The sequence below is a fragment of the Alteracholeplasma palmae J233 genome (assembly GCF_000968055.1).
Lineage (GTDB): Bacteria > Bacillota_I > Bacilli_A > Acholeplasmatales > Acholeplasmataceae > Alteracholeplasma > Alteracholeplasma palmae.
Genome location: NC_022538.1, coordinates 158,498 through 172,548, shown reverse-complemented (window position 1 = coordinate 172,548; position 14,051 = coordinate 158,498). Strand labels below are relative to the sequence as shown.

Sequence of the window (14,051 nt, the reverse complement as noted above, 5' to 3'; positions counted from 1 at the left end):
AATTAGCTTAACAACAATAATGTTGGATTACTTAATAATTCCTTAATTCTTGTTAAGAATCTTCCGCCGTCTGCACCATCAATAATTCTATGGTCAACTGCTAGTGATAATGGTAATACTGAAGCAATAATAATTTCTCCATTTTCAACAACTGGTTTTTGGCTAATTTTACCAACACCTAAGATTGCTAATTCTGGGTGATTAATTACTGGAGTACCATAAGAAATACCTACTGAACCGAAGTTTGTAATAGTAAATGTACCATTTTGTAATTTGTCCATTTGTACTTTTCTTTCTACAGTATCTTTAGCTAAAGTACTTACTTCAGTACCTAATTCAAAAATACTTAGACGATCAGCATTTTTAATATTTGGAACAATTAATCCGTCTGGTGTATCAACAGCCATACCTAAGTTGATGAATTTTTTAATGTATACTTCATCAGTTTGGTCATTGAAACTTGCATTAAATAATGGGAATTCTTTTAATGCGATAACAACAGCTTTCATAATAAATGCCATATAAGTTAATTTAACACCTTTAGATTCAGCTAATGCTTTAGAAGCTGATCTGAAATCTACTAATGCATTAACATTAATTTCATCCATTAATACTGTATGAGGGATAACTGTTTTAGCAACAACCATTTGTTTAGCGATTGCTTTTCTTAATCTTGAAATCTTAACAACTTCAACATCAGCTCCTTGTGGAACTGTAACAGCTGGTGCAACTACTGCTGCTTGAGGAGCAACTGCTTGAGCTTGTTGTGTAGCTGCTGGTGCTGGTTTAGCTCCATTTGCTACTGCTGTAATATCTTCTTTCATTACACGTCCATTAGCGCCTGTTCCTTTAATTGTAGTAATATCTACTCCTAAAGCCTTAGCTAATTCACGTGCTACTGGTGTTGCAAGAACTTTAGTTCCTGCTGGTTGTGTTTCAACTGCATGTTCTTCAGATGAAGCAATTACATCGCTTGATACTTCGATATCACCAACAACGCCTGCTCCGCCTTCTTCTTTTTCTGCTTTTGGTGCTGCTGCAGCTGAAATGCTTGCGCCTTCTTCACCAATAATAACTACTGTATCACCAACATGAATTGTTTCTCCTTCAGCTGGTCCCATTTTTAGAATAGTTCCTGTTTGTGGAGCTGGTAATTCTGCGTTTACTTTATCTGTTTCTACAACTACTAAAACATCACCTTCATTAACCTTGTCTCCAAGTTTGAAGTTCCATTTTAGGATTGTTCCTTCATGAATACCTTCACCAATATCTGCAAATTTGAAATCATATGCATTTGATGGTGCACTAACTGGTGCAGCTGCTTCTGTTTTTGGAGCTTCGTTTTGAGTTTGTGCTGGTGCTGCTGGAATATCTCCACCTTTACCATCATCAATAACTACTACAGTTTCTCCAACATGGATTGTTTCTCCTTCAGCTGGTCCCATTTTTACAATTGTTCCTGTTGCTGGAGCTGGTAATTCTGCGTTTACTTTATCTGTTTCTACAACAACTAAAACGTCACCTTCATTAACTTTGTCTCCAACTTTAAAATTCCATTTTAAAATTGTTCCTTCATGAATACCTTCACCGATATCGGCAAACTTAAAATCATACATAGTTTTTTTCTCCTAATTAAAATTTAGCTACACGTTTGATTTCACGTGCTACTTTGGCTGGATCAATAAATTGATAATGTTCCCCACGAGCAAGTGGCATAGTAATGTCATTTCCTGTAACTCTCGCTGGAGCAGCTTCTAAATGTAAGAATGCATTTTCGTTTACAATAGCCATTAATTCACCTGCTGGTCCATATGACTTAGTAGCTTCATGAACTACTACGAAACGTCCTGTTTTCTTAACTGAGTTGATAATTGTTTCTCTGTCAATTGGAGAAATTGTTCTTAAGTCAATTAGTTCAACTGAAATGTTATCTTTTTCTAATAATTTAATAGCAGCTTCTACTTCACGTACGATAGCTCCCCAAGCAACTACTGTAACATCAGTTCCTTGTTTAACAACTTTAGCTTTTCCGATTGGAATTTCATAGTCTTCAGCTGGCACTTCTTGTTTACCAGCTCTATAAATTCTTTTTGGTTCCATAAATACAACTGGATCTGGATCGTTGATTGCTGCTAATAGTAATCCTTTAGCATCATATGGTGTTGAAGGAATAACTACTTTTAATCCTGGAATTGATCCAAGGATAACTTCTAAACTTTCTGAGTGGTGTTCTAAGGCTTTGATTCCTCCACCTACTGGAACACGTAAAACCATAGGAACTGTACGAGTTCCTCTTGATCTGTTTCTCATACGTGCAGCATGAGTAACTAAGTCTGTATAACCTGGATAAATAAAGCCGTCAAATTGAATTTCAGCAACTGGTTTTAAACCATTCATTGCCATACCGATTGCACTACCTACGATTGCAGATTCAGCGATTGGTGTATCAAATACTCTTAATTCTCCATATTTTTTTTGTAAACCAGCAGTAACACGGAATACCCCACCTAATACGGCAACGTCTTCACCAAATACTACTACTTTAGGGTCTTTTTCTAATTTGCTATCTAATGCTTGGTTAATAGCTTGAAGTAAATTAATAACTGGCATTTTATTTACCTTCCTTCTCTGCTAAGAATGCTTTATGTTCTTCGTATTGTTCTTTTAATTGAGGTGTCATTTCTGCATATGTATGTTCAAACACTTCAAGTAAATCAACATTTGTACCATAACTTTCAACTTTCTTGAATGTTTCGATAACTTCTTCGTTGATTTCTTCTTCTAATTTAGTATTTTCTTCTTCTGTTAAATGACCTTTGTCAATTAAGTATGCTTTAAAACGAGCAATTGGGTCTTTTAAATCCCATTCTGCTTCTTCTTCACGAGAACGGTATAATGTTGGGTCATCATTTGTAGTATGTGCACCCATTCTATATGTATATGCTTCAATTAAAGTTGGACCTTCTCCGTTTCTAGCACGGTCGAATGCTTCTTTAGTTGCTGCATAAACAGCAAGTACGTCATTACCATCAACTTGAATACCAGGAATACCAAATGCTACTGCTTTTTGAGCTAATGTTTCAGCTGCAGTTGCTTTTCTTCTTGGTGTTGAAATACCATATTGGTTATTTTGAATCATTACAACATATGGTGCTTTAAAACTTGCAGCATAGTTTAATCCTTCATAGAATTCACCATGTGATGAACCAGCATCACCAATAGTTGCTAGTGTTACTTCATTTTTACCTTGGATTTTACTTGCCATAGCAAGCCCTGCGCCTAAGTTAATTTGTGAACCAATGATAATATTTACTGGAAGGATTCTTGCTTCTGGATCCATTTTACTTCCGTTTTCATTTCCATACCAGTATAGGTATATATTTTCAAGAGGTACACCTTTGTAAAGATAGATACCTACTTCACGGAATGCTGGTGATACCCAGTCTTGTTTTTCCATAGCAGCAGCTGCACCAACTTGCGCAGCTTCTTGTCCTTTATTTAATGCATAAGTCAACATTCTACCTTGACGTTGGAATTGTAACGCTTTAATATCAGCTACACGTTCTAATACCATAGTTCTATACATTTTAAGTAGTTGTTCTTTAGATAATTTAGGTTCTAATTTTGCATCTACCACTTTACCTTGTGGATCCAAAATTTGTAATCTTTTTCCTTTTTGTGGATCATATGTTTTGATTAACATGTCCTGCCTCCTATACACTCTCGTATTATGTGTTTATTATACCTAATTTATACCTTTTTTTCAAAGGAAAGGCTTTTTAAACTTACTGTGTTTGTCTTTTTTGTTGTCCGGTGTTTATTTTTTCACATTATTCGTTAAATAATCTACTTATTAAGTAGTTTATTGCGAAAACTAGTTTATTTCTTTCTTCTTCATTTTTAGAAATCGGAAGGTGTATGAATGTTGTTGGCGCAATATCATCTTTTTGAATTTGATAATGCATCACACTATAGAGTAAACTATTACATACATATCTACCTGCATCTTCTGATACATATGAAGGTATCTTTTTAGTGTCAAAAAGTTCTTTTATTTTCATTGGAGAAAAATTTGCATAATATTTATCTTCACCATCTTCAAAAATTTTCTGATTCAGTACTTTACCATTATTATCAGGAATATCTGTCTTGATTTCATTATATGCAATCTTTTCAATAGATATCATGCTTCTTTTAGATGCTTCTCCTAAAAGAATAATAACATCTATTTTTTCTTTATCAATCACTTTTTTTACTTCTTCAAAAGAATTATAAAAAGCAGTTGGAAGAAACTTTTTAATCACTATACCTTCATTAAACTTTGAATCTATTTGCTTTAAAACTTCTTCAGATTCATTTTCATTTCTCATATTAAAAGGTGCGAATGCTGTGACCAATACTTTTTTCATATTTCACCTCGCTTTTCAAGGTAACTTATAAGGAGTTTATGAGCAATACTTCCAAATTTTAAATATTGTTGTGCCTCTGTGCTTTTAACCCACTTTAATTCATCTACTTCTATACTTTTTAAAAGTGGCTTTGCTTGCACTTTTGCAATATATCCAGAAATAATTAAATCATTTTTATCATGGTAGTAACTTTGAACATACTGTAGATCAATAACTTCTTGTCCTGTTTCTTCATAGACTTCTCTTTTAGCTGTCTGTTCTAAAGTTTCTTTTTCTTTATAATACCCTGCAACTAAAACACAGCTATCTTTTATGACATAGTCTTGCTTCAATAATAAGACTTCATCTTTTTCATTAACTACTAAGGCAATAATTGTTGAGTATGAAACATTAAACCAAGGTCTTTGGCAATGATTACAATAACTAACAAAACCTTCATCACCAATCTCTTTTTTTATTAACTTTTCTCCACACGTTGGGCAATATTTAAATTCCATTTTTCCTCTTCCTCATAATCCTTTTTTATTCTATACCTCTTTGTTGTTTTTATGTTGTGATGTGCTTTATTTTTTATAGTATCTTCTAGATTTTTGTTAGTCATAACCTATATTTATTCTATAAACTAGTTTTCCTAACAAAAAAACTAATATATCTATGATATTAGTCTTTTATCTTAAAATTACTTATTCTTTTTTTCTATATTTTTATGTAACAATAAAACCATTTCTCTTAGTGTTTTACAAGCAACCGCAGTTGAAGCTCCTGATGGATCTAACATTGGTGCTAATTCAACAATATCTGCTCCAACAATATGGTTTAGTTTTTCAAATTGATCAATCGCCCATAAAAGTTCTTTATATTGCATTCCACCTGCTTCAGGTGTTCCTGTTCCAGGAAATACAGCTGGATCTAAAACATCTAAGTCAATTGTAATATAAACAGGGACATCTTTTAATTGTTCAACCACTTTATCTAATCCTGTAAAATCAAATTTTTGTTGGTGAATATGTTTTTTAGCCCATTCAAACTCATGTTTATCACCACTTCTAATACCAAATTGGAAAATCTTATGATCTCCTAAAAATTTATGGGCTTGTCTCATAAATGTTGCATGTGAGAGTTCTCTTCCAAAAAATTCTTCTCTTAAATCAGTATGTGCATCTAAATGAATGACATGTAAGTTATCATATTTTTCTTTAACTGCTTTTAAAACTGGATATGTTACTAAATGTTCTCCACCAATCATCATAGGTACTTTATTATCTTCTAAGATTGTCTTAGTTGCATCATAAACGATATTTAAAGCATCTTCTACTGCCCCTATTGGTAAATCTAAATCACCAGTATCCACTGTCTTATAATTCTTTAAATCACGGTCTCTATAAGGAGAATACCATTCCACACCAAATGAATCTACTCTAATTGCATTACCTGCAAATCTAGTTCCTGGTCTAAATGATGTAGTAGCATCCATTGGTACACTATAAATCACTACATCTGCTTCTTCATAATTACTGACACAACTTTGAAAAGATAAATCTACTTTATTAAATTTCATATGTCTTTTTCACTCCATTTTTCCCATTCTTCTTTATCTACTACTTTAATATAACCTGCCTTGGTATCACTTAAGATAACAGAGCCTTGTTTTTCATAAAAATTCAAATCTTCTATAACTTGTTTATCTATGATTTCTCCTGGAATAACAAGTGGTATGCCTGGTGGATAAATCATCAAAGATTCAGCTGAAACTTCACCAATTGCTTCTTCTAATAAAACTAGTTTTTTAGGGGCATGATATGCATCTCTTGGTCTGATATATGTTTCAGGTAATCGTTTGATGATTTCAAATTCTAACGCTTCTTTTCCTTTGTGCTGATCTGATAGTTCTTTTAACGCATACGTTAATCTATCTAAGTCTTCTTGTCTAGTGCCCATACTTAAAACTGCTAAAACTAAGTGTGTTTCTGCAAGCTCTAGTTGTATGTGATATACGTCACTTAGAATCTGATAAACTTCAAATCCTGTTAATCCCATCTCAGATACTTTTATAATGAGTTTAGTTTGATCATAGTCTTTATAGCCTCTATCTATAAAGTAATCTTTAGCAAAAGCTTTAACATTGGGGATTTGATTTAAGTTTTCTCTTGTTTTATCTAGCATGGAAAGTAAATGATCAAATGATTTTTGTCCATGTTGATATATTGTTTTTCTACTAACATCTAAACTAGCCATCAAAAGTGAACTAGGTGAGGTTGTTTGAATCATATTCAAAGTAGACTTTAGTCTTTCTTGATCTATTCTATCTCCTTTGGTTAATAAAATAGAACTTTGCGTAAGTGAACCAACTGTTTTATGTAAGGAGCATGATGCAATATCTGCATTAGCTTCCATTGCGCTTAATGGCAATTTATCATTAAAACTAAAATGAGCGCCATGTGCTTCATCTACTAGCACTAACATATCATTTTCATGTGCTAAGTTGACTATTTTTTCTAAATCTGCGGTAACTCCGAAATATGTAGGGTTAATAATAAAGACTGCTTTAGCATCCGGGTGTTCTAGAATTGTCTTTTCTAAAGCAGAAAAACTGATTTGATTTGCTATTCCTAAATCTTCATCTAATTCTGGTAAAATAAAAATAGGTATCGCTCCAGATAATATTAAAGCATTAATTACTGATTTATGAACATTTCTGGGTAAAATAATCTTTTCTTTTGCCCTACATGTTGCCATGATCATTGCTAAAATACCTTGTGTTGTCCCATTAACTAGAAAGTGTGCATGGGTTGCTTTAAAAGCATCAGCCATTAAAGCTTCTGCTTCTTTAATAACTCCTTTAGGTTTACTTAAATTATCAAGTCCTCTAGGTGCATTACTATCTAGTCTTAAAGCATTATTTCCTATATACTTTAAAAAATCATCTTCTATATTTCTAAGTTTATGCCCAGGTACATCCAATGGAACTGTATCACTTTCTGCATATTCTTTTAATTTAGTAAAAAATGGTGTTTCTAATTGGTTCAACTTCTTCATTAAACATCCCTTTTCTTTTTTAAAATTTTCATGAAAAAATTATAACACGTTTTTGCAAATTACAATCATATTTTATTTTTTAATGATTGCTACTGCTCTTACTGGTGAAGCTTCTGTTTGTATCTTAAGTGGTAAGGCACTAAATATAAATGATTCATATTTAATTAATGATTTTAAGTTAGTTAAGTTTTCTATAATAAATATTTCATTTTCAAATAGTTTTTTATGGATTAAATAAGGAAAATAATCAGGACTTGGAAAATCTATTCCAATCACTTTTATTCCTTTTTCAATCAGTTTATCTATAAATGATTCACTTAATATAGGATGTTCTAAAAAGTAGGTATCGGTATTTTGATAAACATCAAATCCTGTATGAATTAATACTATTTTTTCAATATTCATTGTATTGTATTTTTCATCCCAAGTAATTACTTTTTCGTTAGGTTGACTGATTAAGGTTGCTGACCCATAAAAATATTCTAATTGAATATCCTTAATATATCGTAAATCTTCTGATAGATGCATCATTGTTTCTATGTGGGTTCCTACATGCATATTCATTTTTACATCAAAAAGAGTATACCCATCTTTTTGATATGTTTTATTTCTTAGAATCTCAATTTTAGAATCTCCTGGATAGCTTTGTGTTTCAGTTGTTAATTCCATTGTTAGATCAATTATTTTATTCATATTGATAGTCCTTGTACCATGTAGGTATATATTGATTAAAATTATCAAAATAACTTAAAGTTTGATTGGCCACTTCTAACGCTACTAAAACTTCTTTTTCGTTAAATCCATGTGCCCATGGAATGTGAGAAATAATAGATTCAGCTGCGTATAATGCTAATACTTTAAAAAATTGGTCAGGCACTTTATTATTAAAATAACTATTGATTAAGCCGTTTTGAAAAGGAATACTTTTCATGACGTTCCAAATAAATGGTTTAAACTCACCATAATTATCTTCTAAACCCATTTTATCAAAATCAATAACATAAATCTGTTCATTATAAATAACCATGTTTCCTAAATGGAAATCTGTGTGACAAAGAAAATCTCTTCGATATTTAACTAATGCCATATTTTGATAAATATAATTAATAATTCTATGATATTCAGGAATGATTGATTGATATTCTTTTGACTTTTCTATTTTATTAGCTATTTTAGTTTGGTATCTTTGGTACCATGTCTTTTTATTTCTAGTAATTTTAGTGTTATTAATTTCTTTTAAAATATTACCTGCTTGTATGCCAAGCTGATATTGCTTTTCTTCACTATAACTAGTGATTATATCATTCGCATCTTCACCTTCTAGATATGTAAGTATTGTATATACATACTGATTATCTAGTATACCAAAGGCTATTGTTCTTGGGATGTTTAAATTTTTATTATTTAATATCTTTAAATATTCGTATTGTTGTTTTCTTTTTTCATAATATTTGATATCAGATATTCTAATAATCACTTTTTTATTAGAAAAAGTAGCAATATACTTAAAATCGTTACTCCATCCTTTGTTAATTTCTTTGATATCCTTATATTCATCAAATTCCTTATATAAAGCTAGATTCACTTATTATCACCTAATTCCTTAAAAATAACATCTACTAACCCTTTTGTTTCAAATATACAGTGATATTCATATCTTTTATTATTCTTATAAATATTTCTTAAAATATATTTTAAATTAGGAGCAACCCCTAAATTATCCTTTTCTAAAATCCACTCTAATCTTTTCCAAGTATAAATACCTTCATTATTCTTTATAATATCTATCTTGTTTTTATCATCTAATTTTGTATAGTAAAGGTGCATACCTGAACGGAGTTCATCTTTTTCAGTACCCCATGTCACAATACCTTTATCAATCATCATCTCTTTTGGAATAACAAGAGTTGTTTCTTCGTTGATCTCTCTTACGATGCAGTCAAGACTGCTTTCATTTTTTTCTTTCTTACCACCAATAGCATTCCACATGCCATTCCAAGGTGATTTGATTCTATTTTGTAAAAGTATTTCGTCTTTATATTGTATGATTGCGATTGTGTATATATAGTTGTGCATGATTATTCCTCCATATATGTTATAGTTTATATTTTATCATATATCAGGTCTTAATTTAATAGTTAGTTAATGGGGACTTATAAAAAACAAAAAAGGATATCATTTATCCTTTTGAATTCTCATTTATGGTGACCCGTACGGGATTCGAACCCGTGAATGCATGCGTGAAAGGCATGTGAGTTAACCGTTTCTCCAACGGGCCATAATGGGGTGGCGGAGCAGGAGGGATTTGAACCCTCGCGCCGGTTTCCCGACCTACACCCTTAGCAGGGGCGCCTCTTCAGCCACTTGAGTACTACTCCTATTGGTTATTGCGCCTTTATAGGATATCTTATTTTAGATGTAAAGTCAATCATTTTTTTACGCAATTATTGAAAAATATACTTTTTTTAAAAGAAAGAAGAGAAAAACTGTTTTTTTCTCTTCTAATAGCTTTATTTTTCTACTTTAACGCTACCGCTTGTTACTTTGATTTGATATTTTATAGGATAAATTTCTAATTTATCTTTTACTTCTTTACGTTTTTCTCCGTAAATTCGGATGCTTCCTGAAGTCGTTTTAATATCAAAACCAACATCAGTTCTTGCTTCTTTAATCTTAACACTTCCGCTTATAACGACAATTTCATGATTCATTATTTCATTTGAAGTAAGATAAACACTACCACTTGTTGAAGTTGTTTTAAGATCTTCTGATTTTACATGAGTCATTTTTGTACTGCCAGAATCAACTTTGGTCTGTATTTTATTAGCACGGATATTTTCTAGGTTTATTGAACCACTTGTTGAATCTATTGTTAGTTCGTTTACTGTCATATTGTTAAGCTTTGTGCTACCAGAATCTACTGATACATCCAAGTTTTTAATTCCTACTATGTTTTTTATTTCTATAGAACCACTTGAGGTTTCTACATCCAAATTGTTTATTGCATCATCTAATAAATAAACCTTTACTGTGCGTACTTTTTTAGTAGCAAACCCTGTAGTAAATAGTAAAAAGGCTTTATTTTTTATTTCAAAGTTTAATTCACCATTATCATCTTTTTTGATAACAGTATTTTCTTCGCTTTCATATAAGAAGTATTCAATATAACTATAGTTTTTATTACTCTTTTCAATAACATATGATCTGTCGGTTGTATCTAGATTAAGGTTTTTGATTTCATTAGAAATAACATATTCTTCTTGTTGCGTATATTTATCATCAATAATAATTACCTTTACAATATCGTCTGGCTTAGCCCCTATAACAAAAGCGAAAGTCGTAAAAAATGCTCCTATAGCAAGAAATAATATCGTGATCATTAATAGTTTCTTTTTCATTTTATAATTACCTCTTTTTTATTGCCACCAACTAATTTACTAAAAACTCTAATTAAAGTATCATTGATATGTTTAAATAGTTTTATCATAAAATATCCTAAAGGGATAATTAATCCAATTAAGATAAATCCATATCCTATTGTTAATAATGTACTTGATGCAGAATATGTATCAAAAATAATTCTAAACATCCATACAAAGATACTGATTGGAACTAAGAGTGTAATAAGTCCCATAGAAAATATAAATACCCACATGACAAATATAATGACAAAGTAAATGATCGCAAGTGGTATCCAAAATGGGCTAGAGATTAAATATAAAAATAATTTAGCTGATACTTTAAAGCTTTCTTTTACATTTTTATTTTTACTTTGATAAATTGCTTTAGGCAAATAATTTTTTCTGATTTCATTGTAATCAATAGATTTTTCTATATTTATAAGAGTTTCGCCGTGTTCTAAGCGATCATTAATCATTTCTTCATAGTACTCTAGGATTTCTGTTTTTTGTTCTTTAGTCATTCCGTTTAGATTATTTTCTATTTTTCTTAGTATATTTTTCATTTTATTTCACCTCTTCATAATCATTAGATATCTGATCATATGTTTGTATGATATCTTGCCATGCATCTAGAAACTCTTCTATATGCTTAATTCCTTTTTTTGTTATTTTATAGTATTTTCTATTTCTACCATTATGTATAACACTATATGTTTCTAACTCATCTGCAACTTCCAATCTTCTTAGTATAGGATAGAGTGTAGATTCTGATATTTCTATATACTTTGATAATGTTGAGACAATTTCATAACCATAAGATTCTTTTTTTCTTAGTTGAGCTAAAACGTATATTTCAATTACGCCTCTTTTAAGTTGTGTTTCCATGACATCACCTTATACTTTCTAACACGTAATATTATACAACACATAGTATAAAAATAAAAGTATTTTATTAAAAATAATATTATAAAACAAAAAAAGATATACTATTTAGGGCCTACCCTAGATAATATATCTTCTTATTTTAGTCTTTTAACATTGTTAAACCAACTTTTTGTTTAACACTATCAATATTTAATACATATACTTTTACAATATCTCCAACACTTAATACATCTTTTGGATGTTTAATATATGATTTAGAAATCTTAGAAATATGTAATAATCCATCATTTTTTAAACCAATATCAATAAACGCTCCAAAGTCAATAACATTTCTAACTGTTCCTTCAAGTTCCATCCCAACAGCTAAATCTTCCAGTTTTAAAATATCACTTTTTAGAATAGGTTGTGAGAACTGATCTCTAGGATCTCTTAATGGTGCTTTAAATGAGTCTAGAATATCATCTAAGGTATATTTATCTACATTAAGTTCTTTTGATAACTCTGTTTTATTGATACCATCTATAATTGGCTTAATTTCATCTTTACCAAACATTGAACCTGTTAATGCATATTTTTTCATAATTTCTTTGGCAATACCATAACTTTCAGGGTGGATTGCGGTCATATCAAGTACTTCATCACCTTCTGGTATTCTTAAGAACCCTACTGCTTGTTCATATGATTTTGACCCTAATCTAGGAACTTTGGTTAATTCTGCTCTATTTTTATAACCACCTATTTTATTTCTGTAATTAACAATGTTTTCAGCAGCAGACTTATTAAGTCCTGAAACATACATTAAAAGTGCTTTAGATGCAGTATTCACATTCACACCAACTTGGTTAACTGCTTGTGTTACTACAAAGTTTAAAGACTCGTTTAATTTTTTAGGGGCAACATCGTGTTGATATTGTCCAACACCAATAGATTTAGGATCAATCTTCACTAATTCTGATAGAGGGTCTTGAAGTCGTCTAGCAATTGAAGCGGCACTTCTTTCTTCTACAGAAAAATCTGGGAATTCTTCACGAGCTAATTCACTTGCAGAATAAACTGAAGCTCCTGCTTCATTGACAATGACGTATTTAGCACTTAAATTAAATTTCTTAATTAAGTCTGCAATAAACTTTTCTGTTTCTCTAGAAGCAGTTCCGTTACCGATTGCGATAAGTTCTATTTTATATTTATTAATAATTGGTACTAATATTTTTTCTGATTTTTCTATTTGTTCTTGGGTTACTGTTTGTCCAATAGATTTTTCATGCGGGTAAATAACACCTTTTTCTAAGACTTGTCCTCTTTGATCTACAACAGAGAATTTACATCCTGTTCTAAATGCTGGGTCAACCCCTAGTACCATCTTACCTTTTAATGGTGCTTGTAATAGTAATTTTTGTAAATTTTCAGAGAAGACTTCAATGGCTTGATCGTCTGCTTTTTCTGTTAATTCACTTCTAATTTCACGTTCAACACTAGGAAAGATAAGTCGTTTTAATGAATCTGCAATTGCATCTTTTAAGTATTGTGTTGCCTTAGAGTCTTTAAGAATGACTTGTTTTTCTAAATAATTAGTTAATATTTCTTTATCAATATCTAATTTAACTGAGACAACTTTTTCTTTTTCGGCTCTATTTAATGCTAAGACACGGTGAGGTTTAACTGCTTTTATAGGTTCACTGTAATCATAATACATTTCATAAACCTTTTTTTCATCTACAGCATCTTTTTTAACACTAGTTACTAAAGTACCTTGGAAATATAAAGCATTTCTTATATATTTTCTATATTCTGCATTATCACTAATGATTTCTGCAATAATAAATAAGGCTCCTTCAATTGCTTCTTTTTCTGTTTTAACTTCTTCTGTTATGTATTTAGATGCTTCTTTTAAGACATCTTCATTTGGAAAAGTTAATAACCATTTTGCAAGAGGTTCTAAACCTTTAGCAATCGCTTCTGTTGCCTTAGTTTTTTTCTTTTCTTTAAATGGACGATATAAATCTTCTACTTCTACTAATTTAGTAGAAGCTAAAATTTGTTGTTTTAATTCAGGTGTTAATAAACCTTTTTCATCAATCAGTCTAATCACATCTTCTTTTCGGTTGAATAAATTATTAGCATAATCCCATTCTTTATGAATGGCATTAATTTGCTCTTCATCTAATCCACCGGTTGCTTCTTTACGATATCTAGCAATAAATGGAATTGTATTTCCCTCTTGTAATAGTAAGAGAACTGTTTCTATTTGCTTTCTAGATATTTTTAAACTACTTATCATTTCATTTATAATTTGTTCGTTCATTTTCATACCACCTTTAAA

At 30.7% G+C, this 14,051-nt stretch carries 14 protein-coding genes and 2 tRNA genes; all 16 read right to left on the bottom strand.

Annotated elements, in window-relative coordinates; translation table 11 throughout:
- Positions 1–2: 2 nt before the first annotated feature.
- Positions 3–1,616: a 2-oxo acid dehydrogenase subunit E2 gene (locus BN854_RS00790; protein ID WP_026654733.1), complete on the bottom strand. Its 1,614-nt coding sequence runs from the start codon at positions 1,614–1,616 to the stop codon at positions 3–5.
- Between the two features lie 16 nt (positions 1,617–1,632).
- Positions 1,633–2,610: an alpha-ketoacid dehydrogenase subunit beta gene (locus BN854_RS00785; RefSeq protein ID WP_026654724.1), complete on the bottom strand. Its 978-nt coding sequence runs from the start codon at positions 2,608–2,610 to the stop codon at positions 1,633–1,635.
- A 1-nt stretch (position 2,611) separates the two neighbouring features.
- Positions 2,612–3,703, bottom strand: coding sequence for a pyruvate dehydrogenase (acetyl-transferring) E1 component subunit alpha (pdhA, locus tag BN854_RS00780; RefSeq protein WP_026654717.1), 1,092 nt, complete (start codon positions 3,701–3,703; stop codon positions 2,612–2,614).
- Positions 3,704–3,830: 127 nt separating this feature from the next.
- Entirely contained in the window at positions 3,831–4,409 is a 579-nt protein-coding gene (locus tag BN854_RS00775) for a pyroglutamyl-peptidase I (protein ID WP_026654708.1), read from the bottom strand.
- Entirely contained in the window at positions 4,406–4,906 is a 501-nt protein-coding gene (locus BN854_RS00770; RefSeq protein ID WP_026654700.1) for an NUDIX domain-containing protein, read from the bottom strand. The genes BN854_RS00775 and BN854_RS00770 overlap by 4 nt, the downstream gene beginning before the upstream one ends.
- Positions 4,907–5,088: 182 nt before the next feature.
- Positions 5,089–5,967: an agmatinase gene (speB, locus tag BN854_RS00765; RefSeq protein WP_026654692.1), complete on the bottom strand. Its 879-nt coding sequence runs from the start codon at positions 5,965–5,967 to the stop codon at positions 5,089–5,091.
- Positions 5,964–7,445 (bottom strand): aminotransferase class I/II-fold pyridoxal phosphate-dependent enzyme, encoded by a 1,482-nt coding sequence (locus BN854_RS00760; RefSeq protein ID WP_026654684.1) that lies wholly within the window; start codon positions 7,443–7,445, stop codon positions 5,964–5,966. The genes speB and BN854_RS00760 overlap by 4 nt, the downstream gene beginning before the upstream one ends.
- A 72-nt stretch (positions 7,446–7,517) precedes the next feature.
- Complete coding sequence (locus tag BN854_RS00755) at positions 7,518–8,138, bottom strand: cyclase family protein (protein ID WP_045959659.1); 621 nt, start codon at positions 8,136–8,138, stop codon at positions 7,518–7,520.
- On the bottom strand, positions 8,131–9,030 hold the full coding sequence (locus BN854_RS00750) for a phosphotransferase (protein ID WP_026654669.1): 900 nt from the start codon (positions 9,028–9,030) through the stop codon (positions 8,131–8,133). Before BN854_RS00750 ends, BN854_RS00755 begins: the two co-directional genes overlap by 8 nt.
- Complete coding sequence (locus BN854_RS00745; RefSeq protein WP_026654668.1) at positions 9,027–9,521, bottom strand: NUDIX hydrolase; 495 nt, start codon at positions 9,519–9,521, stop codon at positions 9,027–9,029. The genes BN854_RS00750 and BN854_RS00745 overlap by 4 nt, the downstream gene beginning before the upstream one ends.
- A gap of 126 nt (positions 9,522–9,647) precedes the next feature.
- Positions 9,648–9,723 (bottom strand) — tRNA-Glu (locus BN854_RS00740).
- Between the two features lie 9 nt (positions 9,724–9,732).
- Positions 9,733–9,823 (bottom strand) — tRNA-Ser (locus BN854_RS00735).
- Positions 9,824–9,955: 132 nt separating this feature from the next.
- Positions 9,956–10,843 (bottom strand): DUF4097 family beta strand repeat-containing protein, encoded by an 888-nt coding sequence (locus BN854_RS00730; protein ID WP_026654667.1) that lies wholly within the window; start codon positions 10,841–10,843, stop codon positions 9,956–9,958.
- Positions 10,840–11,409, bottom strand: coding sequence for a DUF1700 domain-containing protein (locus tag BN854_RS00725; protein ID WP_026654666.1), 570 nt, complete (start codon positions 11,407–11,409; stop codon positions 10,840–10,842). Before BN854_RS00725 ends, BN854_RS00730 begins: the two co-directional genes overlap by 4 nt.
- 1 nt (position 11,410) lies before the next feature.
- A complete protein-coding gene (locus tag BN854_RS00720; protein ID WP_026654660.1) occupies positions 11,411–11,731 on the bottom strand; it encodes a PadR family transcriptional regulator in 321 nt (106 codons plus the stop codon).
- Between the two features lie 139 nt (positions 11,732–11,870).
- Entirely contained in the window at positions 11,871–14,033 is a 2,163-nt protein-coding gene (locus BN854_RS00715) for a Tex family protein (RefSeq protein ID WP_026654652.1), read from the bottom strand.
- Positions 14,034–14,051: the final 18 nt, after the last annotated feature.

Coding starts and splice junctions, on each gene's coding strand:
- speB (WP_026654692.1), bottom strand. CDS start 5,967: ATGAAATTTAATAAAGTAGATTTATCTTTTCAAAGTTGTGTCAGTAAT.
- BN854_RS00725 (WP_026654666.1), bottom strand. CDS start 11,409: ATGAAAAATATACTAAGAAAAATAGAAAATAATCTAAACGGAATGACT.
- BN854_RS00770 (WP_026654700.1), bottom strand. CDS start 4,906: ATGGAATTTAAATATTGCCCAACGTGTGGAGAAAAGTTAATAAAAAAA.
- BN854_RS00745 (WP_026654668.1), bottom strand. CDS start 9,521: ATGCACAACTATATATACACAATCGCAATCATACAATATAAAGACGAA.
- BN854_RS00785 (WP_026654724.1), bottom strand. CDS start 2,610: ATGCCAGTTATTAATTTACTTCAAGCTATTAACCAAGCATTAGATAGC.
- BN854_RS00790 (WP_026654733.1), bottom strand. CDS start 1,616: ATGTATGATTTTAAGTTTGCCGATATCGGTGAAGGTATTCATGAAGGA.
- BN854_RS00720 (WP_026654660.1), bottom strand. CDS start 11,731: ATGGAAACACAACTTAAAAGAGGCGTAATTGAAATATACGTTTTAGCT.
- BN854_RS00715 (WP_026654652.1), bottom strand. CDS start 14,033: ATGAACGAACAAATTATAAATGAAATGATAAGTAGTTTAAAAATATCT.
- BN854_RS00775 (WP_026654708.1), bottom strand. CDS start 4,409: ATGAAAAAAGTATTGGTCACAGCATTCGCACCTTTTAATATGAGAAAT.
- BN854_RS00730 (WP_026654667.1), bottom strand. CDS start 10,843: ATGAAAAAGAAACTATTAATGATCACGATATTATTTCTTGCTATAGGA.
- BN854_RS00755 (WP_045959659.1), bottom strand. CDS start 8,138: ATGAATAAAATAATTGATCTAACAATGGAATTAACAACTGAAACACAA.
- BN854_RS00760 (WP_026654684.1), bottom strand. CDS start 7,445: ATGAAGAAGTTGAACCAATTAGAAACACCATTTTTTACTAAATTAAAA.
- pdhA (WP_026654717.1), bottom strand. CDS start 3,703: ATGTTAATCAAAACATATGATCCACAAAAAGGAAAAAGATTACAAATT.